This is a genomic window from Nocardiopsis sp. iso_238 (assembly GCF_056173325.1).
The window spans coordinates 3,648,300-3,665,720 of the sequence record NZ_CM149668.1; the positions used below are offsets into that span (position 1 = coordinate 3,648,300).

The window sequence follows — 17,421 nt, forward strand, 5'->3', positions numbered from 1 at the left end:
GCGGCCCCGCGCTACTTTCCCGGGCAGGCAGGTTCCGGGGCGTGGTTCCTCCGGCCAGTGAGGGCCAGGGTGGCAGACGGTGGAGGACTCGAACCCCCGACGCCCGGTTTTGGAGACCGGTGCTCTACCCGTTGAGCTAACCGCCTGTGGGGTGCCTGGCGGGTGTCGATCCCGCGTTGCCCGGCCCACAACCGGGTGCTCTGCCGTTGAGCTACAGGCACAGTCCCCCGCGCAGGGCTCGAACCTGCGACGCCCCGGTTAAGAGCCGGGTGCTCTACCCATCTGAGCTAGCGGGGGATGGGATTACGCGGCGGTCAGGACCTGTTTGTGGGACGTGCCCCGGGCCCGGGTCGCGGCAGCGATCGTCCTCAGGTCCGCCAGCGAGTACAGGTTGTGGCCCCGGTGGTCGCGTCCGGCCGGGCGGAGGAAGAAGCGTTCCCCCGACGCGAGCTTGACCCCTCGGGACACGTACACGTAGATCGCGGCGGTGGTCTTGCCGAGGATTCGGGCGGCGTCGGTCGTGTCGACCTTGTCGCCGTGGATGAGAGCCATGGGGGTCACGAAAGTCTCCTGAAACGACGAATGCCCCGGACCGTGGTTTTCCCGGCCGGGGCATACTTTCTCCGCTGACATACACCTTACATGATCAGCCGAACCCTGTCGAACGTGCGTTCGATCACACGTCGTAGGTGTCCTCCGCCTCGTCCGCCTCCACAGCCCGCCGATACGACTCCTGATCCCGCGCGACCGCCAAGTCAAGGCTCTCCTGCTGCTTCTCCTGGGCGTGCCGGGACCGGAACTCCGCAGCCACCGCGCCGACCGCCTCAGCCCGAACAGCCCCATCAGCGACGACAAGTTGCCCCTGCGTGGCCCGGTAGGTGCCGCTGCTCATCCGGCGGATGCGACCGGCGAACTCGCCATCGACACGAACGTTCTCCTCGACCGGAAACTGGCCCGGCTCCGTGGTCACAGACATGGTTCCTCCAAAGGGGTGTTGTGGCCAGCCGCCCGGGGTTGGGCGGCCGGTGAACCCCTCAGAGGGGCGATAAGGGCGGGGGGAGCGACCCCCGTGGTGGTGACGGTACCGGGCGGGTCCGACACCCGCCCGGGGTTCAGGGACGTTCGAGGTTGTCGGACAGCACCCACGCCCAGTGGTGGTGGGACTCGGCGGCTTCCCGCATCTCGGAGATGCACATCTTTACCGTGTCGGCGGCCCGCGCAACGTCGTACAACACCCCCTCGCCGGGCAGGACCGTCATCATGCGCGGCATGTCCCACAACTCGGTGAGGTCGGCCGCCGTGGACCAGTGCTGGCAGGTTTCACGGTGCAGGGCGCGGGCGGCCAGGGCGAGCGGAACCCGGATCTCATCCAGACGGGCCCACTGTCGGCCGGATTGCTGGACGGTGTCCGCGCGGCGCTCCCAGTAGAGGGCTTCGGCGCGCTGCTGGTACACGTCCAGGGCGATGCGGACGGGGCGGAGGTGGTCGAGGTGGGCGGCTCGGTGGCGGTCTGCCCACCGGTGGGTGGTGGCGGTGAGGCGGGCGGCGGTGGGGGTGCTCATGGCCGGTGGTCTTTCTGGTGGGTGGTGGCCGGGCTTCCCTCCCGGCCGGGGTGGGGGCCGAAGCCCCCGGGGGTTAGAGATTCCAGGCGTCCGTGACGGCGTCGGCGACGCGGTCCTCGATCTCCCGGGGACTGGGCTGCCACAGGTCGGGGTCGCCTTCGGGCTCGATAGCCGCCCGGTCGAGATTGAGGACGTATCCGGTGGGCGCGTCGTCGTTGAAAGCCCTCACGAACCGGGCCAGGAGGCGCTCTTCGTTGACGGCGGGGCGGGGGCGGCCGTCCGGGGTGAGTTTGCAGTCGGACGCGGGGGCGGCGGCGTCGAGGACGGTTAGGAGGGCCTCGCGGGTGAAGCCGTCGCCGGTGATGCGGCCGGTGGGGGTGATGCGCATGGTGTGCTCCGTTGGTTCGCCGGGGGGGTTGGCCGCCCCGTATGGGTGGGGCGGCCGGGGTGTGTGGTTTAGGCGGGGGTGAGGTCGGTGACGGTGTAGCGGGCGTGACCGGACGCGGTGGCCGGGGTGTCGTGCTGGACGCGGACGGTCCAGCCGGAGGCCATCAGGGAGGGCGCCTGGGTGATGGTGCCGAGACCGTGGCGGGTGCTCACCCGGTCGCCTACGGCGTAGTCATCGAGGGGGGTGGCGGAGGCGATGTTTCCGGTGTTGGCGGCGACCCAGCCGCCGTTGGGGCGGGCGATCTTGTAGTGGGTGCGGCCGGCCACGGTGGTTGCGGCGAGGACGGTGCCGAAGGTGCGCTTTCCGGTGGTGTAGGTGATGGCGTAGCGGCGGCCGGTGGTCAGGGTGGTGGTGTCCATGGTGTGTGGCCTTTCGGTGGTGTGGATCGGGTGGCTTCCCTCCCCCCGATGTCTCTATTGTTTCAGAAACTAACGTCACGCGCAAGGTGGCTCATACACCTCACGAACCCAACCGGGCCGCCATCTCCTCCCCCGACATCCGACCCGTGACCTCCGTGTAGGAGACCGTGTCCGTCCAGCTGTACGGGTTGTCTCCCAACCGGTACACGCGCTTCCCGCCGACCCGGGCGCGGGCGTGGTCGTACCCGACCACCGCGCCCACCGTCACCGTCTTGTCGTTGGCCCGCGCGATCTCCCACCACATGCCGTCACGGAACACGTAGTCACCCTTGACGAAGTCGGCCTTCCCCCACACCTTCACGCCGGATTCAGCGAGTTCGGCGCGGTTCTCCGCGAGCTGGGCGGCGACCTCGGCCGAACGGACGGTGCCCCCGGGCCCGGCGCGTCGCTCCTCGGCCTCCAGACGGGCGATGCGGCGTTGGATCACCCCGGGGTCGTGTTTCTGCATCTCGCGGCGCTCGACGGCGTCGGCCCGGTCGTCCCAGTACTTCGCGGTCTTCTCGGCCTCGATGGAGCGGCGCATGGCCGCGTCGGACCGGCCCCGGTCGCGGCGCGCGCCGCGCGCGGAGGAGTGGCCGTTGAGGATGGGCTGTCCGCCCTGAAACCGGGCGCTGTACGCGTCGGAGGACTGTCGGGCGGCCTGCGCTCGACCTCGGGCGTTCTCGGCGTACTGCCTGTACCGGTCGATGCGTTCGGCGGTGCGGTCATCCATAGTGTGGGTCTTTCTGGTTGTGGGCGGCCGGGCTTCCCTCCCGGCCGGGGGCGGGTGGCCGCCAACTCTGGCGGCCACCCGGGTTCAGCGGTCGCGGCGGAGGACGATGTCCTCGCACGCCCCGATGAAGATCTCTTCAATGCGCTCGGAGGGCAGGGCCTCCAGGCCGTGACGCCCCCGGATGTAGGCACCGGCGGGGACCCAGTGAAACGCGCCGAGCCGGTTCTGGATCAGTCGGAAGACCTTCGAGCGGAGGCCGGGAGGGCAGATGCCTCGGCTGTGCAGGTTGGCGATGGTGGTTTCCACGGCGGCGATGCTGATCTCGGGGCTCTCGTGGTAGGTCACCCAGTAGCTGTTGCTCATGTGGTGTTTCTCTTTCTGGTCGGAGTGTTCGGGGCGGAGGGGTGGGGCCCCGAAGGGCCCCGGGGCGGGGTTACCGCCGGAGGTAGGCCCGGAGGGCCTGGGGGGCTGTGAGCCCCTGGGGGCGCGCGTGGCGCTCCACCTCGGCCCAGTCGCGTTCGAGGTAGTCCCACGCGAGGTCGTCGCCGCGGTAGGCGTCCTTCTGCGTCATGGTGTAGTCGGCGAGGGCGGCGATGAGGTGCTTCATGGTGTGGCCTTTCGGTTGGGGTGTTCGGCGGGGCTTCCCTCCCTGCCGATGACTCTATTATTGCATGACCTAACGTCGCCATGCAAGGTGGAGTTCCCCCGCTACCGAACCGCCGAGATGAACGACACCGACCTCACGTGCAACACCGGACCCGCAACCGTCTCAATCCGATGCCGGGCCACCCGCAGCCCATACGCGGCCACCCGGACACACTTCTCGCAGTCACAGGGGCCCGTATACGCGCCGGTCCCGCGCGCGGCTTCGACACTGCCGAAATAGATGATGGGGTCGCCAAAGTTGAGGCGCTGCATGATCGGGCCTTTCAGGGGCACCGGGGGTCGGGCTTCCCTCCCGACCCCCGAAGAATGGGGACTACGGGGCGAAGGTGGAAATGGCCTCGTCGACATCCACACCGTGCTCCCCGCACAGGTTGTGGAGGCGGCGGCGGGTCATCTGATAGTCGCCTTCGTCGCCTTCGCCCAGGACAGACTCGAAGGTGGCTTCGAAGAAGAGTTCGACGGCCTCGGCGACGAGGAGGAGTGCTTCGCGGTCGAGCTTTTCGATGGTGCTCAAGGTGTGGCCTTTCGGTTGGGGCGGGCTTCCCTTCCCGCCGTGCGCCTATTATTGCATGACTTCACGTCACCGTGCAAAGTGGGCCCGGGGCGCTAACCCCGAGCCGGAGGACTACACCTCCCACACACCCCCGGGGGTGGTGTACTCCCACTGTTCACCGGGAGCCGCACACTCGCCGCAGACGCCAGCGGGGGCGTCTTCGCAGTCCTCACAGACCCCGTCGTTGGCGTTCAGGTCGATCTCCAGCTCCAGGAGCTCGATGATGCAGGCGACATAGAGGGTGGTGGTGCGGGCGGCGAGGGTCATGTGGGGTCTTTCTGTTCGTGCGGGTGTTGGGCTTCCCTCCCAACACGTTTATTATAGCACGAACTAACGTCGCCGTGCAAGGCGGCCTCTCACCCCACCAAGAACGCCACGGGAGCCCACACGCCCTGGCCCTCACCATCCACGACCACCCAAACGTGCGACCCCTCCAGGCACCCACCAGAAGGCCACCACGCCCCGAACACGCCCGGCCGAACCTCACTCTCCGGCGGAACCGCCACGGTCGCACGCCCCCCCCCCCCCCCCCCCCATAGGGCCCACCACACGCCCACCCACGGGGAGCTGCTTCCGCAGCACCGGCACCCACAGAGCGAACCCGCCCCCGCGCATCCACAACACCGGGTCCTCATCCCGGAACGCGGCAACCCGCAGGACCCTCGACTCCCCGCCCGTGTCCCGGGACACCATCACGTCACCCTCCAGCTTCCACGTCCACCCGTGGCGGGTCACCCACACATCCCCCGCCTCGGGGCCCCAGAACTCCGGAGTGGTCGGCTTGGGCGGCGCGGACATGATGAGTCGGCGGGAGAACCGGTTCACGACGTCGGACAGGGTCGTGCCGTGGTCCTCGCACGCCAGGGACAGGAACCCGGTCAGGCGGGCCGCCTCCACGCGGGCGAGGTGCGCGCGGTCCCTGCACCCGTACAGGTCCCAGATCAGCTCGGCCTGGTCGTCCACCTCGGGGTCGAAGTCGGCCAGGGCTTCGACGGCCAGGCGGTGAGAAGTCTCGGTGTATTCGAGGTGGGCGTAGGCGTCACGGGTGGTCTCGTACTCGGTGTTCATGGGGGTTGCCTTCCTGGTGGGTGGGGGGCGCGGCTTCCCTTCCGCGCCCCCCGGGGGTGGTGGGTCAGAAGATCAGGGTGGTGAGCCGGTCCACGGCTTCGCTTTCGAGGGCGCGGGCCGTGGTGAGAGCGGCCCGGGTCTTCTCCAGCTTCATCACGTCGTAGGGGCGACCGACCGCGTTCACGTCCTCCACGAGGGCGGCCTCGCGGTCCTCCAGTTCCTGCACGCGCTTGGTGTAGTAGCGCAGGTTCTGGGAGGCGACCTCGGCCGGGTGGCGGCGAGGCCGGTCGCCTTCCTGGTGGCGGGCAAGGTAGGCGTCGAACTCGTCGGCCGGGATGAACTTCTGGGCGCGGCCGGGGCCGGAGTGGTCGAGCTTCGCGACCTTCGGGAAGTCGGCGTGGCGGCGACGCCAGTTCGACAGGGCGCCGGTCGTGATCTGGGCGCGGCGGGCGGCTTCGGCGAAGTTGATCAGCTCGTCGTCACGTCCGACGAAGTCCGGGCGGGGGTACTCGGTGCGGGCGGCAGGGGTGTGGGGCACGGTCAGGTCTTTCTGGTGGTGGGGGGCGGGCTTCCCTTCCCGCCCCCCGGGGTGTTCGGTGTGGGGGTCAGCCGAGTTCGAGGGCGAGCGTCACGTTCGTGCACGGGCATCCGTAGTCCTCGCGGATGTCCCCCTTGCAGCGGGGGCACTCGTCACGGTCGGCGGGGAGCTGGTCGACGTCCACGCCCTGAGCGATCAGCCGGGACCACACGTAGCCGTCACAGTGGTTGGTCAGCCGCATGGTTTCCCAGTACGCGTCCTCGGCCTTCTCGCGGGCGGCCCGGGTGTCGGGGGTGCGGTTGTTCCGGTGGATGGCGCGGTACCAGAGGAAGTCGACCCAGGCGGCCATGTGGGTGCGGCGGGCGCCTTCGCGGCGGTGCCACAGGGGCGAGTTGAGGATGGTTTCGATGGTGGGGACGTGGGTGGCGGTGGTGGTCATGGTGTGGGGCCTTCCTGGGTTCTTGAGGTGGGGGTGGGGGTGGGGGCCGCCCCCGGGGCGGGTGGGGGCGGCCGTGGGGGTTACCAGTCGGCGCGGCCGGTGCGGTAGAGGCGGTTGAACAGCTTGCGGTTGTGGCGGTCGCGGCGGCGAGCCTTGGTCTTGACGGTGGAGGCGAGACCGGCGGTGCTGGACTGCGCGCGGCGGGAGTCGCGGCCGTCGAAGTGGTCAACCTCGGTGCCGCCCTTGGTAGTGGGGCGCTCGATGCCGGTCATGGTGTGGCCTTTCGTTCTTTGGGGGCTTCCCTTCCCCCTTGCGATGTCTCTATTATCGCACGAACTAACGTCACCAGGCAAGCCAGGGGAGGGAACTTCACCGACCCCCTCCCCCACCCGACCCCTAACCAGCCAGCGCCTTGACCCGGAAGTACGCGGACACGCCGCGCTCCTCGGCCGCCCACACCTGCACCATGCCCTCCGGGGCAGCATCCACCTCCGCGTAAAGCTTCAGGGCCTCCTCCCAGGCCTCCAGCGCCACCAGGGCTTCAACCGCGATCTCGGGCCGCTCAACAGCCGGAATTGACCGAATGGCCTCGGCCGCGTCGGCCATGAGGCCAACCTCCTGGCCGTAGTGGACCTCGTCCACGCGGACCATGCGAACGCCGGTGACGTCCTCGACGTGGTAGGCGGCCGAGGAGGCGGCGGACTTCACGCGGAACAGCGCGATGCGGGCGGCGGTGACGGTGTCCTTGGTCATGATGGGCCTTTCGGTTCGGCGTCTGCGGGGCTTCCCTCCCCGCCCTGACATGACTATTATTGCACGACTTAACGTCGCCCGGCAAGCGCACAAAACAGGGGGCAGACCCACCCGGGCCCACCCCCAACAACCACCTACAGGAACTACTCCGACATACGACGCCGAAACCGCTCCAACTCCTTGAACTCGAACAGATACGCCCGCCCCTCCTTCAACGGACGCCCATCCGGCCCCACCACCGGCTTCGGAAACTTATCCGGGTAACGCGGCTTCCACGTGTCCCGCAAAGTCCGCACAGGAACCCCCGTGCGATCCGAGAACCCCGCCAAGGTCACATGATCATCCGACACACCCTCCCGTTCCGTGCGCGCCGCCTCGGCCGCGGCCACCTGATCCAGCCGTGCCAACTCGAACAGCTGCGCGGGCTTCCCGGCCTTACCGGTCACGATCTTGCCGACAGGTTTGGGCCACAGGACGGGTTGGAGCTTCGGCCAGCGGCGCACGTCCTGGACGTCCCGGTGTCGGTACCGGGCGAACCCTTCGAGGGTGGTGACGCCTCGGGCGCGGTCGAGTTCGTCGGGGTCGTAGGTGGGTTGTCCGGCCCGGGTGTCGACCTGTTCGGGTAGGGCGTCGGGGTTGTCGGTGAACTGGGTGAGGAGCTGGGTGGGGTCGATGTCACGGGTTCGCGCGTAGTCGATGAGGGTGAGGGGCTGTATCATGGGTTCTGCCTTTCTGGGTTCACTTTTTTGGTTGCCTGGTGGGTCTTTCGGGGGCGGCCGGCCTTCCCAGTTCCAGGCTTCGGCCTGGTCTTCGGCGCTAGACGCTGTAGAGGCCGCCCTTTTCTACTTGCAAAGCCCGCCACCGGGGTTCCGGGGCGGGCTTTCTGGTTGTTGTTGCTGGTCAGAGGATCATTTCCTCCATGGTGTCGTGCACCCCGGCATCCTCGGGTCCGATGCCCATGTACGCGACCACGGCGCGGACCCTCGCCCCGGCTTCCGCGATCATGTCGCGGCGCTCGTTGGGGTCGCTGTCTCGCTGGGCGAGGATCGCGTCTGTGAGAGCCCGGTCCGCGAGGGCGAGGATGTCGCCGGGGAGGTCACGGCCAAGGTGGTGGTCGCGGAGGTGTTCCACGCGGCGGGCGGCGGTGGTGTGCGCTTCCGGGGCCGCGTCGTAGGGCAGGTGGGGCAGGTTGACGGGGGTGGGGAGGGTGATGGCCAACTCCCGGATGGCGCCGTAGAGGACGGCCCACTGCCAGTGGGTGTTGTCGTGCTGGCGGTCGCTGGCGGCCCAGGGGTTCGCGAGGGTCATGTGGGGTCTTTCTGTTCGTGCGGGTGTTGGGCTTCCCTCCCAACACGTTTATTATCGCACGAACTAACGTCCCAAGGCAAGGTGGGGGCCGACCCGTGCGGACGACCCCCGGGCGAGCTAGACCTGCGCCGCACGCCAACGGGTCAGCGAGGACGTCACCCGACCCATGAAGTCCTCGTAGTGCTGCTCCCACTGGGGCATCTGGATCTGGAGGTAGAGGTGGTGCATCCCGGCCGCGCCGGTCCATGCGCGAGCAGCGGCTTCCACCCCGAGAGTGCGGGCCCAGTGGCGTCCGCCGAGGCCGTTGGGGTCAGCGAGCACGTCCGCCGCGCGGCCAATGAGGGTGATCCAGGTGATGAGGTCGGCGTCAACGCTGGCGCCGTGGGGCGGGGGGAGGATGATGTCGCATCCGGCGAGGGCGTCCACGAGGTCGGTGAGTGTGGCGGTCAGCTGGGTGCGCTGGTCTTCGGTGGTCTGGTGGCTCATGGTGTGGCCTTTCACGTTGGGGTCTTTCGGTTGTCGGGCTTCCCTCCCGACACACACCATTAAACCAGGAACTAACGTCATTGGCAACTAGGCATCCACAACAGCCGGACGCCACCCCTCACCCGTAGTCACGAACCGCATCCTCGGCAACCCCTCCAACGGAACACGGGCGGCCCGCGCCAACACCACGGCCGGGACCTTCAACGGCTCCTCGATCGTGTACCCGTGCGCGCCACCCAGCTCCGCGACCGCTTCGTCATCGCGGCCGACAACCATGTTCACCTCGAACTCATCCATCCCCCGATCGTACTGGGCCAGGGCGACGAACCCACCTCACTCCGACCCGCCCCACGCCCGAGCCCGCAACCCGAGAGTTTCCGGCAACGCGCCACCCCGCACCCGCACCGCCACCGTCAACAACTCCGCCACCCACACGTCCCCCACCGTGACGCCCGCGCCGAGCCCGCCGACCTGCTCCCCGATCAGCCGCCGGGTTCCCTCACTCAGGTCGGAGAACACGTCCAGGACCTCGTACACGAGGGAGCCCGCGGGCCTGCCTTCCCTGTTTCCTAGCATCCTGACGAGCGGGCTGATCTGTCCGAACAGGTTCCGGTGGTCGTTGTCTTCGTTGATGCTGCGCCACACCGGGTGTTTCCAGTCGCTGGGGAGCATGAGGAGGAGTCCGACGAGTTCGCGGACGTGGGGCTTGTCGAGATCGTTCATGCCCCTGTCCTACCGTCCGGCGGTGTGGGGGCGGGGTGGGTTGGCCGGGTTCGGCCATCACCACAACCCTTCTGCCTGCGGGCCCCGGCGGCGCCGTACCTCCGCGAACAGCATCGGGTCCCACTCGTCCAACGCCTTCCGCAACCGGTCCACTGTCCCCTGGTACTTTTTCCCGAGCCCGGGGTAGTCGGCCTTCAGGTGCCACGCTGGCGGATCGTTGAGGTAGTCCGCCCACCCACAACCGCTCAGGTGCGGGCACCTGTCGATGCTGTTATTGCAGTGGTCGCAGAGCATCCCGCGAACCCACCCGGTGAACGGGTCATGGTCCATAACGCCAATGAAGGCCCCTCCGCACACCGCGCACCCTCGCCCGAGCTTCTGGACGAACTCCCACCGAGCCCGCGTGTAGGGCTTGTTCGCCCCCATCCACTGGGGCCAGGCCAGAGGGTACTGCTGGTTGTACTTCCCCTCGATGTAGGACATCCAGCATTCCTCTCCCGGGGGCACGAGTTCAGGTTCGACCTCCTCCCCGGTTCGAGTCACCCGGGTGGTGAACGTGCGTCGCCGGGTCTTCCCCTCCTGCTCCCACCAGAAGATCGCCTTGTGCTTCCACGGGCCGCCGGGGTTGTCCTCCTCGATGCCGCACACCATCCCGTGCTCGGGGTGCCAGAGGTGGTGAAGGCCGTCGTCACCGGGGACTGCGGAGGTGAAGTACGGGGGCCGGTATGGGCTGGTTGGGCAGGGGCGGACGGAGTACTCCGGCATGTGTTCGGCAACCTCGTTGCGGGTGTGGTCGCTGGACAGGTGCCAGAGCAGGTTGCGTTGGCGGTGTTCGGGGAGTTGGTCGAGGGTGTGGGGGTTGAGGTTCGGGTCGGCTGGGCGGCTGAGGCGGGCGGGGATCGGTTTCGTTACACGCGGCATGGTTGCATGGTGGCACCGCGCGGTGACATTTCGTGGTGGGCGCAAGGTGGCCTGAGGTGTACCTGTGTCAGGAGCACGGGTGGGCCCCGGACTCGCTCATGGTCGACGGCATCGACCCGGAGGACGTGGAGCTGCTGCCGCCCGACGCGGATCGGTGACACGAGTGTGGCGTCACCGCCCGCGTCTGACCAGCCGCGCAGACGACCATGACGGGGAGCGAAAGGAACCTGCATGAGCGCAACCAGGATGGTGCAGGCGTGGGCGCAAGCCACCCGGACGGGGCTCGAAGCAACCGACCACCGGGTCCAAGAGGTAGGCCAGCGGACGAGTGAGCCGACCGCCCTGACTCGAGCGTTCGTCCGGATCGGTGACGCCCTCCGGGACCCGAGCAGGCAGAGCGCCCCTCACCCCCACCCCGGGTCGTGACCGGGCCGGGCCCAGCACCTCTACAAGCGCTGGGTCACCCGCGCAGGGTGTCGTCCGTCAACCACGCCGATCCCGTGTCCGCCGCCCGCAACGTGTACCCCAGCGTGTACTCATACGCCAGCCGGTGAAACTCGCGTTCATGAGCCGGGACCAACCCCTCCAACAAAAGGTCGCCCGCCTCGAACTCGCCACGCGGCACCATGTCATAGAACCGGCACAACATCACCGTGGCGACACCCAGCGGGGAAGAGGGGATACCGAATTCACCACCATCCAGCATTTCGGGGATCATCTTGGGAACCCCGTCTAGCAATTCGGCGTAGATCCGGTGATGCGGGCGCGGCACCTGGTCCGTGTGCGTCTGGTATTCAACTGTGAGACGGCCTGAGCGGTACCATTCGATCCAGGTCAAACCGCGGCCGGTCTCAGCGCTGGCAGCGTGGAGGGCTGTCATGTAGCTGCTGATCTTACCGTCGGCGGACAGCACCTGTTCCATTTCGGCGGCGCCGAGGCAGGGGTGCCCGAACAGGTGGAGAATGGTGTTGAAGCGCACGAGAAACGCATCGGTGTCGCGGGGGTTCTCGCTCTCCCCCGTGTGGTGGGCCCACGCTTGGTCGGTGTGGCTGCCGGGGGCGGGGAGGTAGGTCATGGCGCCCAGCTTAGGGCCAGGCGGGGTCCCATCCGGGCCGGTGCCGGTACCCGGACACGAGCGCCCGAACGGCTTCCCCTAGTCCGTGAGCGCGCCCGGTCGCGGCCTCGTCACCCCACTCCTCCACGTCGTATCCGGCAACCTGGGTGTACAGGTCGAGGAGCGCGCGTTTACCTGAGATGTCCGCGAGCACCTAGCGGGGATCATGGAGAGCGATGTGACGGGCGTCCTCCGGGCAGAGCTGGTCTGTGTCCGCCCCGGGCCCGTCGTTGCCCCACACATCCGAGTACGCGGCCACAGCATCATCACCATCCCCCGCGAACACCATGCCCCCGTCCGCGCACCACGGGCCGGGGGTGGCCGCCTTCACCGCGGCCTCGTCCTCGTCCATGCCCCCCGGAGCCATGCCACCCTCGCGTCCATCACGCTCACGCGCTGTGTCCCGCTCCCGCGTCTAGCGACACCACCATGTCCACCAACGGGGCCGCCAACCCCCCTTCGTTCGGCTCTCCCTCCACCAATTCGTGAAGCCCGCACCTGGCGAAGAACGCCAACCGGGCAGCGTCGTCTTCGTATCCGGTCATGGGCCGCAGCGCGAGCCATGTGCATCCGGCAGCTGCTGCGACTCTCACGAACTCGCGCATCAACGCCAACCCCGCGCCCTGGCCACGCACTCGCGGGGACACGAGCATCTGCGCGACGTAAGCGTGCGGTCTGGGGTGAGTGGGCCGGGTGAGTTCTCCGTACAGGTCGGCATCAGAGTTACCTTCGAGCCAGCCCACCACCTCGCCGGATTGGTCCAGGACGACGAACACCTCGTAGGTATCGCCAATCCGGCCACTCACGTAAGAGAGGAGGGCATCGAAGTGGCCGCCAGACTCCTGGTCAACCGCGATGATCGCTTCGCAGTCGGAGTCCACGGCTGGGCGGATACGCCATTGCGGGGCCGTCTTCCGCGTCTTCCGCGCCTCGGTGCGCTCCCACTCGTCCACATCCGCCATGGTGGGCTGGGCCGGGTCATGGGCGAACTCATCGTGGACGTCACTCAGGGACAAGCGGGGCTTCTTCGGGGACACGGGCTTCTCCTCGACGGTCATGCGGCGCGCGCCACATCGGCCAGCGCCACGGTCAGCCCACGGTACTCGTCCTGCCACTTTGACGTTCTTCGGACGCTGGAGTCACACCGGCACCTCGTTCAACACTGCACCCAAGATGCTCGTTCTTACCCGACTCGCACGAGAACTCATGTATGTTCTACGCATTCCAGGGAGGGCTTCAATGGCTTTCATCATCCGGTCCATTGTCTTAATCGCGACGATGAGGCGCTCAAAGCAGAAAAGCCTAGTCGAATCAAATGTCTTAAACGCACGAAAGAGCATCATTTTTCCCAAAGAGTCAAACTGGAAACACAAAGCCAGGAAACACTTGCATTATATCGAACACCCGGAAGACAGAGGGAAACCAGAATACCGACTAGGCACGACTAGTAGGACTTCATCGAAAGGATGGGGAGAGCGAGCCAACTCTATGTCTGCACTAGTGACCACACTGATTGCAGCCTGGGCTCTCTTATTGTCAAATGAGACTTTCCAAATCCAGCAAGAACAGCACAGGATTGCCGAGCAAGAGCGCGGCGAGAGACACGCTGCCAACGTCTCTTGGTGGGAAACAGAACCGGACTCCGACCAGGGCCTGACCCACATACAGAACGCGAACCGATACCCAACCGAAATATACTTCGCCGATGAACACATGTGGCATAGCACCCATCATCAAGACTCTGGCCTGACCGTGAGCTCATGGTCCACCGAGCACAAAAAGGCTAAGTTCTTAGTTCATGAGACAATCCCACCGTGCACTACGATCACTTTCCCCTCGCTAGGAAATTTCAGAAACAGCAGCAATAGAGAGATCGGCGAAGACTACCTCCCTCTACTCGCAACCAGCGACAACAAATCAGAGTGGTGGATGCGCCCAGCCCCCGCAGATTACTCAGCACTAGAGGAGAGGCAAGCAACTTTTCAGATACCTATCGATTACGATTCCGATGGATCTTTCAAGCGCCCAAAATGGGAGGTGAAATTCGAAGCTTACGAAGAAGAAGTCATGGACGTGACATACACGATCGCCTGGGATTCGTCAGTGGAAGAACCTGACATATCCTCAGCGCCCTCACAGACATGCAGCAGTTAACCTGAATTCACGCTACTGTTTGCGCCACTTGGGCGATGGCCCACGTCAGCGCCCGGTATTCGTCTTCACCGATCACGTACCCGCACACGCACGTGGCCCCGTCCTTCCCGGCCTCCCGCATCACCCCGGCCGGGATGTGACAGGACGGGCACACCACAGGAACCAGGTACTTCGCGGGCTGCTTCCCCCCAGCCCGGTCGGCCCGGTGGTGGAGGTCGAGGAGGTCGAGGCCGGCGTCCAGGCCGCCGCGTTCGTCGTGGGCTCCGCCGATGGCCATCCACTCCATGGGGAGGTTGGTGAGGGTCTGGACGTGGGCGGCGAGGAGCTGGCACGCCTCGGTGACGCGGGTGGCGCGGTTTGCCCACGACGCTCGGGGGGCGGGGGGCATGGACAGGTGCTGGCGGACCCGGTCCTCATACGCTGCGACCGTAGTTTCGATCTCGGTGAGGAGGGCGTCCAGGTCCTCACGGACGGGGATGGACGGGTTCACCCGGGAGGTGTGCACGCGGGCGTCGTCGTCGGCCATGACCGGTTGGATGCCGTACTGGGCGCGCAGCTCCCGGTACACGGTGGGGAGGTCACGGATGCGGTCCGCGATGTGGGCCCGGCAGTCTGGGCAGAACAGGTTCTCGGTACGCGGCGGGTACTTCTGCCCTGCCCCCAGGTCGTAGACGGCCTGGGGGCAGCGGTGGCCACGCCCGCACGGGAACAGGGTCACGGTCATCAGGAATCCTCCTTGCAGGTCAGTGGTCGGGTTGAGCCCACAGGGCACCGGCGAGCAGAGCGGTCGCGGCGATGAGCGGGCCCACCACCCCCACCAGCGCGACCACCGGGTGACCGGACCGGATGGAGGCCGCAGCCAGGTGCGCCCAGGCGGCGAAGAACCCGGTCCCCCCGACGAGGATCAGGGCGGTGATGGCAGCGACCTTCCAATTCACTGGGCTGCCCTCCGCTCGTGTTCGGCGGCCATCACATGCCCTTCCCGGGGTCGGTGATGGCAGCAGCGATGATGACGGGGACGGACATCCACAGGTACGTCCAGTCGGCGTCCCAGATCGCGACCGCCCACAGGGTGAGGGCACCCATGCCGAGTAGCCAGGCGACGAATCGGCGGAGGTGGTGGAACGGGTCGCGGCTGGGTGCGGGTTCTGGGGTCGGGTGGGTCCCTTCGGGGGATGTTGGGTTCATACATCCGATGATCCCATGGGGGGGTGACGCCCCCGGCACTTTCCGCAGGTCAGGGCAGGTACCGGGGGGTGTGGTGGGTTAGGTGTTGGGGGTGTTCGCGATGTTGCGGGCCTCCGTCACTGCTTCCCGCCACTGGGAGAACACGTCCTGATGGTCAGGGCCGCCCCAGCCGTTCCGGGACGCGACGTCGACGTGATCCAACGCGGCCCGCAACCGCCGGTTCTCCTCCTTCAGGGCGGCGGTTCGGTTGTCCTTCTCGCGCAGGAACGCGCGCACCACCCACATCACCGCGTCCGTGGTGCGTTCCGTGGCGCCGGGGACCCGCATGATGCGGTCGTGGACACTGTGGTGCAGTTCGGTGATGTCCATCAGGTGGTACCTCCGGTGTGGTGGATGTGATCGGCGTGGATGATCGCACCCAACTGGTCGGGGAAGTCCTCGGTCAGAGCCGGGGCCTGGTCAGGGTTCCCGGGCCAGGCAGGGTCCGGCCACGAGCACCGCCACCCTCCCCGGTACGGGACGACGGTGACGGGACCGACCTGAAACCGGGTGGCGCGGTCGAGGAGTTCGGACACGTGCGTCAACTGGAGTTCGGCCACGGTCAGCACGGTGCGGGTGCGTTCGAGGTCCACACCCCGGCGGCGTAGCCGGTCGACCAGGACGAGTTCCCGGCGGCGGGTGGTGGCGCACACCTGGTCCAGCTCGGCGCGCAACTCGTTCTCGCGCCGGTTCGCGGCCATGAACGCCCCCCGCCAACCCCGAAGGTCGAGGACCGCGGCTTCGACCTGGTTCTTCAACTTCATGACCTCGGTCGCGTGGCGGCCCCGTTCACGTTTCAGTTCTTCCTCCAACCGCTTCGCGCGGGTGGTCGCGTCCGGTACCGGCAACCCCTTGCCCTTGGTGTAGGCCTCGGCCAGCCGGTGTGCCTGGTCGGTGATGAGGCACCACCGGTTGGGCCCCCAGGACTCGGCCTCTTCGGTGTACGCCTCGGCCTTCCCGGCTCGGGCTCCGGCGGCCACGTTCTCCAGGTGGGCGACGAGCTCGGCCATACCCTCCCGGCGGCCGTCATCCCGGGCCTGGTCGCGTTCGGCCTCTACCTCCTTGACCCGGTTCCGCCACTGGGCCTGGTCTGCCTCCCACGCGGCGATCAGCTGCTCCCGGTCTCCCCCGGCGTGCGCCTCAACCTCGGTGCGCGGGTGGTGTTCGCCTTCGGCCGGGGGCCTCTCTCGGGCCTGCTGGATCAGGTCAGCGACAACCGGCGCGAGGACGTCCACGGTGTTGTTGACGTTGGCAAGACAGCCGGGGACAAACGCTCGGTCCACCTCAGCTTGCAGGGCGGTCTGGGCGCGGTCGCGGTCGGCCATCCACCGGTCCGCGGTCTCCTCCGCCCCGGGGTTCGCGGTTTCGCATGGAAGGTTGTGGAGCAGTTCGCGACCGAACCGGGTGTGGGCGGCGCACCCGTAGCAGCACCACCCGGAGCCGCTGGTTCCCGGCCGGGTGCAGCGGGGAGACCGGCACACGGCCGGGGCGGGCGGCTGCTCCTGGAGGCCGGGGCAGGGCCGGTACACGCCACTGTCGTTGTACTGGTGGGCGTTGTGCGGCCACAGGTTGCCGCACTCCAGTTCGGTGTTACTCATGGTCGGCCCCGCAGATGTGGTTGGTGGCGGCGGTGACGAGGTCGAGGAGGCTGTCATCCCCGCCGGTGAACATCACCAGATGCCCCTCCTCCCCCTCGTTTCCGGGCGGGACGTGGTGGAGGGCCGGGTACCCGTCCTCGGTGATGTAGCACTCGGCCAGGTTGGTGCCGGTGATCCGCAACAGCTCGGTCGCCGCGAGCGTGGCCTGGGCGGGGGTGAGCGTGGTGTGCGTGCCTTCCCCGTTCTCGTCGGCCACGCTGACGTTCACCCGGTCCTCGGCGGTGTGCGCGGCCAGGCCGTGCTGGTCGCGGGGGGACACGATGATGAACCCGGTGGGGATGGGGAGGTGGCGCAGGTCAGGGGTGGCGGTCTGGTCAGCCATCAGGGGCTCCTGTTCAGTGGTGTGGGAGCCGGGGCGCTGGGTGGTGACGCCCCGGGCGAGGGTCTGCTACTCCGAGCCGGATCGGTTCTCTGCGAAGCGTCGTAGGACCTCGGATGGCTGGGCGGCGGAGAGCCGGAGCAGGGCCTCGTTTCGGCGTTCGTTGTCTTCGGCGGCCCGCTGCCAGTTCTCGGCGGCGATCTTCCAGTTCTCGGAGGCGCACTGCCAGTTGGCGGTGGCCTCGCGGGACCACTTGATGGTCAAGCCTCCGGCGATGATGACGCCGATGCCGCACGCGATGACGATGACGAGGGCGACGGTCTGGACCATGGGGTTCTCCTGTTCGGTGGTGG

At 67.5% G+C, this 17,421-nt stretch carries 32 protein-coding genes and 3 tRNA genes; 1 reads left to right on the plus strand and 34 read right to left on the minus strand.

The window, feature by feature from the left end; translation table 11 throughout:
• Nucleotides 1–70: 70 nt before the first annotated feature.
• From AC0VYL_RS16425 to AC0VYL_RS16555, 27 genes are all read right to left on the minus strand, one after another.
• Nucleotides 71–146: transfer RNA gene (locus AC0VYL_RS16425), tRNA-Trp, on the minus strand.
• Between the two features lies 1 nt (nucleotide 147).
• Nucleotides 148–221, minus strand: a tRNA-His gene (locus tag AC0VYL_RS16430).
• 2 nt (nucleotides 222–223) lie between these two features.
• Nucleotides 224–297 (minus strand) — tRNA-Lys (locus AC0VYL_RS16435).
• Nucleotides 298–303: 6 nt separating this feature from the next.
• Nucleotides 304–561 (minus strand): hypothetical protein, encoded by a 258-nt coding sequence (locus AC0VYL_RS16440; RefSeq protein WP_475480701.1) that lies wholly within the window; start codon nucleotides 559–561, stop codon nucleotides 304–306.
• A 115-nt stretch (nucleotides 562–676) separates the two neighbouring features.
• Nucleotides 677–976, minus strand: a complete 300-nt coding sequence (locus tag AC0VYL_RS16445) for a hypothetical protein (RefSeq protein WP_475480702.1) — start codon at nucleotides 974–976, stop codon at nucleotides 677–679.
• A gap of 136 nt (nucleotides 977–1,112) precedes the next feature.
• Nucleotides 1,113–1,562, minus strand: coding sequence for a hypothetical protein (locus AC0VYL_RS16450; RefSeq protein ID WP_475480703.1), 450 nt, complete (start codon nucleotides 1,560–1,562; stop codon nucleotides 1,113–1,115).
• Between the two features lie 73 nt (nucleotides 1,563–1,635).
• On the minus strand, nucleotides 1,636–1,950 hold the full coding sequence (locus tag AC0VYL_RS16455) for a hypothetical protein (protein WP_475480704.1): 315 nt from the start codon (nucleotides 1,948–1,950) through the stop codon (nucleotides 1,636–1,638).
• A gap of 68 nt (nucleotides 1,951–2,018) precedes the next feature.
• On the minus strand, nucleotides 2,019–2,369 hold the full coding sequence (locus AC0VYL_RS16460) for a hypothetical protein (RefSeq protein ID WP_475480705.1): 351 nt from the start codon (nucleotides 2,367–2,369) through the stop codon (nucleotides 2,019–2,021).
• A 100-nt stretch (nucleotides 2,370–2,469) separates the two neighbouring features.
• Entirely contained in the window at nucleotides 2,470–3,141 is a 672-nt protein-coding gene (locus AC0VYL_RS16465) for a DUF3560 domain-containing protein (protein WP_475480706.1), read from the minus strand.
• Nucleotides 3,142–3,225: 84 nt separating this feature from the next.
• The gene (locus AC0VYL_RS16470) at nucleotides 3,226–3,504 is read right to left on the minus strand and encodes a hypothetical protein (protein ID WP_475480707.1); all 279 of its coding nucleotides are present in this window, start codon (nucleotides 3,502–3,504) and stop codon (nucleotides 3,226–3,228) included.
• Nucleotides 3,505–3,574: 70 nt separating this feature from the next.
• On the minus strand, nucleotides 3,575–3,748 hold the full coding sequence (locus tag AC0VYL_RS16475; protein ID WP_475480708.1) for a hypothetical protein: 174 nt from the start codon (nucleotides 3,746–3,748) through the stop codon (nucleotides 3,575–3,577).
• A gap of 372 nt (nucleotides 3,749–4,120) precedes the next feature.
• A complete protein-coding gene (locus tag AC0VYL_RS16480) occupies nucleotides 4,121–4,321 on the minus strand; it encodes a hypothetical protein (protein WP_475480709.1) in 201 nt (66 codons plus the stop codon).
• A 111-nt stretch (nucleotides 4,322–4,432) separates the two neighbouring features.
• The gene (locus AC0VYL_RS16485; RefSeq protein ID WP_475480710.1) at nucleotides 4,433–4,627 is read right to left on the minus strand and encodes a hypothetical protein; all 195 of its coding nucleotides are present in this window, start codon (nucleotides 4,625–4,627) and stop codon (nucleotides 4,433–4,435) included.
• A 216-nt stretch (nucleotides 4,628–4,843) separates the two neighbouring features.
• Nucleotides 4,844–5,428 carry a hypothetical protein gene (locus tag AC0VYL_RS16490; RefSeq protein ID WP_475480711.1) on the minus strand — a complete coding sequence of 195 codons (585 nt, stop codon included), beginning with the start codon at nucleotides 5,426–5,428 and terminating at the stop codon, nucleotides 4,844–4,846.
• Between the two features lie 64 nt (nucleotides 5,429–5,492).
• The gene (locus AC0VYL_RS16495) at nucleotides 5,493–5,966 is read right to left on the minus strand and encodes a hypothetical protein (protein ID WP_475480712.1); all 474 of its coding nucleotides are present in this window, start codon (nucleotides 5,964–5,966) and stop codon (nucleotides 5,493–5,495) included.
• Nucleotides 5,967–6,033: 67 nt separating this feature from the next.
• Nucleotides 6,034–6,405, minus strand: a complete 372-nt coding sequence (locus AC0VYL_RS16500) for a hypothetical protein (RefSeq protein ID WP_475480713.1) — start codon at nucleotides 6,403–6,405, stop codon at nucleotides 6,034–6,036.
• 80 nt (nucleotides 6,406–6,485) lie between these two features.
• Complete coding sequence (locus AC0VYL_RS16505) at nucleotides 6,486–6,677, minus strand: hypothetical protein (protein ID WP_475480714.1); 192 nt, start codon at nucleotides 6,675–6,677, stop codon at nucleotides 6,486–6,488.
• Between the two features lie 124 nt (nucleotides 6,678–6,801).
• Nucleotides 6,802–7,158: a hypothetical protein gene (locus AC0VYL_RS16510; protein ID WP_475480715.1), complete on the minus strand. Its 357-nt coding sequence runs from the start codon at nucleotides 7,156–7,158 to the stop codon at nucleotides 6,802–6,804.
• 143 nt (nucleotides 7,159–7,301) lie between these two features.
• Nucleotides 7,302–7,877: a hypothetical protein gene (locus tag AC0VYL_RS16515; protein ID WP_475480716.1), complete on the minus strand. Its 576-nt coding sequence runs from the start codon at nucleotides 7,875–7,877 to the stop codon at nucleotides 7,302–7,304.
• Between the two features lie 181 nt (nucleotides 7,878–8,058).
• The gene (locus tag AC0VYL_RS16520; protein ID WP_475480717.1) at nucleotides 8,059–8,466 is read right to left on the minus strand and encodes a hypothetical protein; all 408 of its coding nucleotides are present in this window, start codon (nucleotides 8,464–8,466) and stop codon (nucleotides 8,059–8,061) included.
• 117 nt (nucleotides 8,467–8,583) lie between these two features.
• Nucleotides 8,584–8,952, minus strand: coding sequence for a hypothetical protein (locus tag AC0VYL_RS16525; RefSeq protein ID WP_475480718.1), 369 nt, complete (start codon nucleotides 8,950–8,952; stop codon nucleotides 8,584–8,586).
• 87 nt (nucleotides 8,953–9,039) lie between these two features.
• Nucleotides 9,040–9,249, minus strand: coding sequence for a hypothetical protein (locus AC0VYL_RS16530; RefSeq protein ID WP_475480719.1), 210 nt, complete (start codon nucleotides 9,247–9,249; stop codon nucleotides 9,040–9,042).
• Nucleotides 9,250–9,285: 36 nt separating this feature from the next.
• Complete coding sequence (locus AC0VYL_RS16535; protein ID WP_475480720.1) at nucleotides 9,286–9,675, minus strand: hypothetical protein; 390 nt, start codon at nucleotides 9,673–9,675, stop codon at nucleotides 9,286–9,288.
• Nucleotides 9,676–9,732: 57 nt separating this feature from the next.
• Nucleotides 9,733–10,596, minus strand: coding sequence for an endonuclease domain-containing protein (locus AC0VYL_RS16540; RefSeq protein ID WP_475480721.1), 864 nt, complete (start codon nucleotides 10,594–10,596; stop codon nucleotides 9,733–9,735).
• Between the two features lie 460 nt (nucleotides 10,597–11,056).
• Nucleotides 11,057–11,671 carry a hypothetical protein gene (locus AC0VYL_RS16545; protein ID WP_475480722.1) on the minus strand — a complete coding sequence of 205 codons (615 nt, stop codon included), beginning with the start codon at nucleotides 11,669–11,671 and terminating at the stop codon, nucleotides 11,057–11,059.
• 10 nt (nucleotides 11,672–11,681) lie between these two features.
• A complete protein-coding gene (locus AC0VYL_RS16550) occupies nucleotides 11,682–11,864 on the minus strand; it encodes a DUF6221 family protein (protein ID WP_475480723.1) in 183 nt (60 codons plus the stop codon).
• A gap of 235 nt (nucleotides 11,865–12,099) precedes the next feature.
• Nucleotides 12,100–12,768: an N-acetyltransferase family protein gene (locus AC0VYL_RS16555; protein WP_475480724.1), complete on the minus strand. Its 669-nt coding sequence runs from the start codon at nucleotides 12,766–12,768 to the stop codon at nucleotides 12,100–12,102.
• 181 nt (nucleotides 12,769–12,949) lie between these two features.
• Between AC0VYL_RS16555 and AC0VYL_RS16560 the strand changes: the two genes are divergently transcribed.
• Nucleotides 12,950–13,864: a hypothetical protein gene (locus tag AC0VYL_RS16560; RefSeq protein ID WP_475480725.1), complete on the plus strand. Its 915-nt coding sequence runs from the start codon at nucleotides 12,950–12,952 to the stop codon at nucleotides 13,862–13,864.
• A 7-nt stretch (nucleotides 13,865–13,871) separates the two neighbouring features.
• Here the strand turns inward: AC0VYL_RS16560 and AC0VYL_RS16565 are convergent, their stop codons facing one another.
• From AC0VYL_RS16565 to AC0VYL_RS16595, 7 genes are all read right to left on the minus strand, one after another.
• A complete protein-coding gene (locus tag AC0VYL_RS16565) occupies nucleotides 13,872–14,588 on the minus strand; it encodes a hypothetical protein (RefSeq protein WP_475480726.1) in 717 nt (238 codons plus the stop codon).
• Between the two features lie 19 nt (nucleotides 14,589–14,607).
• Complete coding sequence (locus tag AC0VYL_RS16570; protein WP_475480727.1) at nucleotides 14,608–14,802, minus strand: hypothetical protein; 195 nt, start codon at nucleotides 14,800–14,802, stop codon at nucleotides 14,608–14,610.
• Nucleotides 14,803–14,833: 31 nt separating this feature from the next.
• Nucleotides 14,834–15,052: a hypothetical protein gene (locus AC0VYL_RS16575; RefSeq protein WP_475480728.1), complete on the minus strand. Its 219-nt coding sequence runs from the start codon at nucleotides 15,050–15,052 to the stop codon at nucleotides 14,834–14,836.
• Between the two features lie 78 nt (nucleotides 15,053–15,130).
• Complete coding sequence (locus AC0VYL_RS16580) at nucleotides 15,131–15,421, minus strand: hypothetical protein (RefSeq protein WP_475480729.1); 291 nt, start codon at nucleotides 15,419–15,421, stop codon at nucleotides 15,131–15,133.
• Nucleotides 15,421–16,689 carry a hypothetical protein gene (locus AC0VYL_RS16585; protein ID WP_475480730.1) on the minus strand — a complete coding sequence of 423 codons (1,269 nt, stop codon included), beginning with the start codon at nucleotides 16,687–16,689 and terminating at the stop codon, nucleotides 15,421–15,423. The genes AC0VYL_RS16580 and AC0VYL_RS16585 overlap by 1 nt, the downstream gene beginning before the upstream one ends.
• The gene (locus AC0VYL_RS16590) at nucleotides 16,682–17,071 is read right to left on the minus strand and encodes a hypothetical protein (RefSeq protein WP_475480731.1); all 390 of its coding nucleotides are present in this window, start codon (nucleotides 17,069–17,071) and stop codon (nucleotides 16,682–16,684) included. The genes AC0VYL_RS16585 and AC0VYL_RS16590 overlap by 8 nt, the downstream gene beginning before the upstream one ends.
• A 66-nt stretch (nucleotides 17,072–17,137) precedes the next feature.
• Nucleotides 17,138–17,398 (minus strand): hypothetical protein, encoded by a 261-nt coding sequence (locus tag AC0VYL_RS16595; protein ID WP_475480732.1) that lies wholly within the window; start codon nucleotides 17,396–17,398, stop codon nucleotides 17,138–17,140.
• Nucleotides 17,399–17,421 lie beyond the last annotated feature (23 nt).

Excerpts from the sequence above, each read along its gene's own strand:
- AC0VYL_RS16445 (WP_475480702.1), bottom strand. The coding sequence starts at position 976 with ATGTCTGTGACCACGGAGCCGGGCCAGTTTCCGGTCGAGGAGAACGTT.
- AC0VYL_RS16450 (WP_475480703.1), bottom strand. The coding sequence starts at position 1,562 with ATGAGCACCCCCACCGCCGCCCGCCTCACCGCCACCACCCACCGGTGG.
- AC0VYL_RS16455 (WP_475480704.1), bottom strand. The coding sequence starts at position 1,950 with ATGCGCATCACCCCCACCGGCCGCATCACCGGCGACGGCTTCACCCGC.
- AC0VYL_RS16460 (WP_475480705.1), bottom strand. The coding sequence starts at position 2,369 with ATGGACACCACCACCCTGACCACCGGCCGCCGCTACGCCATCACCTAC.
- AC0VYL_RS16465 (WP_475480706.1), bottom strand. The coding sequence starts at position 3,141 with ATGGATGACCGCACCGCCGAACGCATCGACCGGTACAGGCAGTACGCC.
- AC0VYL_RS16470 (WP_475480707.1), bottom strand. The coding sequence starts at position 3,504 with ATGAGCAACAGCTACTGGGTGACCTACCACGAGAGCCCCGAGATCAGC.
- AC0VYL_RS16475 (WP_475480708.1), bottom strand. The coding sequence starts at position 3,748 with ATGAAGCACCTCATCGCCGCCCTCGCCGACTACACCATGACGCAGAAG.
- AC0VYL_RS16485 (WP_475480710.1), bottom strand. The coding sequence starts at position 4,627 with ATGACCCTCGCCGCCCGCACCACCACCCTCTATGTCGCCTGCATCATC.
- AC0VYL_RS16490 (WP_475480711.1), bottom strand. The coding sequence starts at position 5,428 with ATGAACACCGAGTACGAGACCACCCGTGACGCCTACGCCCACCTCGAA.
- AC0VYL_RS16500 (WP_475480713.1), bottom strand. The coding sequence starts at position 6,405 with ATGACCACCACCGCCACCCACGTCCCCACCATCGAAACCATCCTCAAC.
- AC0VYL_RS16505 (WP_475480714.1), bottom strand. The coding sequence starts at position 6,677 with ATGACCGGCATCGAGCGCCCCACTACCAAGGGCGGCACCGAGGTTGAC.
- AC0VYL_RS16510 (WP_475480715.1), bottom strand. The coding sequence starts at position 7,158 with ATGACCAAGGACACCGTCACCGCCGCCCGCATCGCGCTGTTCCGCGTG.
- AC0VYL_RS16515 (WP_475480716.1), bottom strand. The coding sequence starts at position 7,877 with ATGATACAGCCCCTCACCCTCATCGACTACGCGCGAACCCGTGACATC.
- AC0VYL_RS16520 (WP_475480717.1), bottom strand. The coding sequence starts at position 8,466 with ATGACCCTCGCGAACCCCTGGGCCGCCAGCGACCGCCAGCACGACAAC.
- AC0VYL_RS16525 (WP_475480718.1), bottom strand. The coding sequence starts at position 8,952 with ATGAGCCACCAGACCACCGAAGACCAGCGCACCCAGCTGACCGCCACA.
- AC0VYL_RS16530 (WP_475480719.1), bottom strand. The coding sequence starts at position 9,249 with ATGGATGAGTTCGAGGTGAACATGGTTGTCGGCCGCGATGACGAAGCG.
- AC0VYL_RS16535 (WP_475480720.1), bottom strand. The coding sequence starts at position 9,675 with ATGAACGATCTCGACAAGCCCCACGTCCGCGAACTCGTCGGACTCCTC.
- AC0VYL_RS16540 (WP_475480721.1), bottom strand. The coding sequence starts at position 10,596 with ATGCCGCGTGTAACGAAACCGATCCCCGCCCGCCTCAGCCGCCCAGCC.
- AC0VYL_RS16545 (WP_475480722.1), bottom strand. The coding sequence starts at position 11,671 with ATGACCTACCTCCCCGCCCCCGGCAGCCACACCGACCAAGCGTGGGCC.
- AC0VYL_RS16555 (WP_475480724.1), bottom strand. The coding sequence starts at position 12,768 with ATGACCGTCGAGGAGAAGCCCGTGTCCCCGAAGAAGCCCCGCTTGTCC.
- AC0VYL_RS16560 (WP_475480725.1), top strand. The coding sequence starts at position 12,950 with ATGGCTTTCATCATCCGGTCCATTGTCTTAATCGCGACGATGAGGCGC.
- AC0VYL_RS16565 (WP_475480726.1), bottom strand. The coding sequence starts at position 14,588 with ATGACCGTGACCCTGTTCCCGTGCGGGCGTGGCCACCGCTGCCCCCAG.
- AC0VYL_RS16575 (WP_475480728.1), bottom strand. The coding sequence starts at position 15,052 with ATGAACCCAACATCCCCCGAAGGGACCCACCCGACCCCAGAACCCGCA.
- AC0VYL_RS16580 (WP_475480729.1), bottom strand. The coding sequence starts at position 15,421 with ATGGACATCACCGAACTGCACCACAGTGTCCACGACCGCATCATGCGG.
- AC0VYL_RS16585 (WP_475480730.1), bottom strand. The coding sequence starts at position 16,689 with ATGAGTAACACCGAACTGGAGTGCGGCAACCTGTGGCCGCACAACGCC.
- AC0VYL_RS16590 (WP_475480731.1), bottom strand. The coding sequence starts at position 17,071 with ATGGCTGACCAGACCGCCACCCCTGACCTGCGCCACCTCCCCATCCCC.
- AC0VYL_RS16595 (WP_475480732.1), bottom strand. The coding sequence starts at position 17,398 with ATGGTCCAGACCGTCGCCCTCGTCATCGTCATCGCGTGCGGCATCGGC.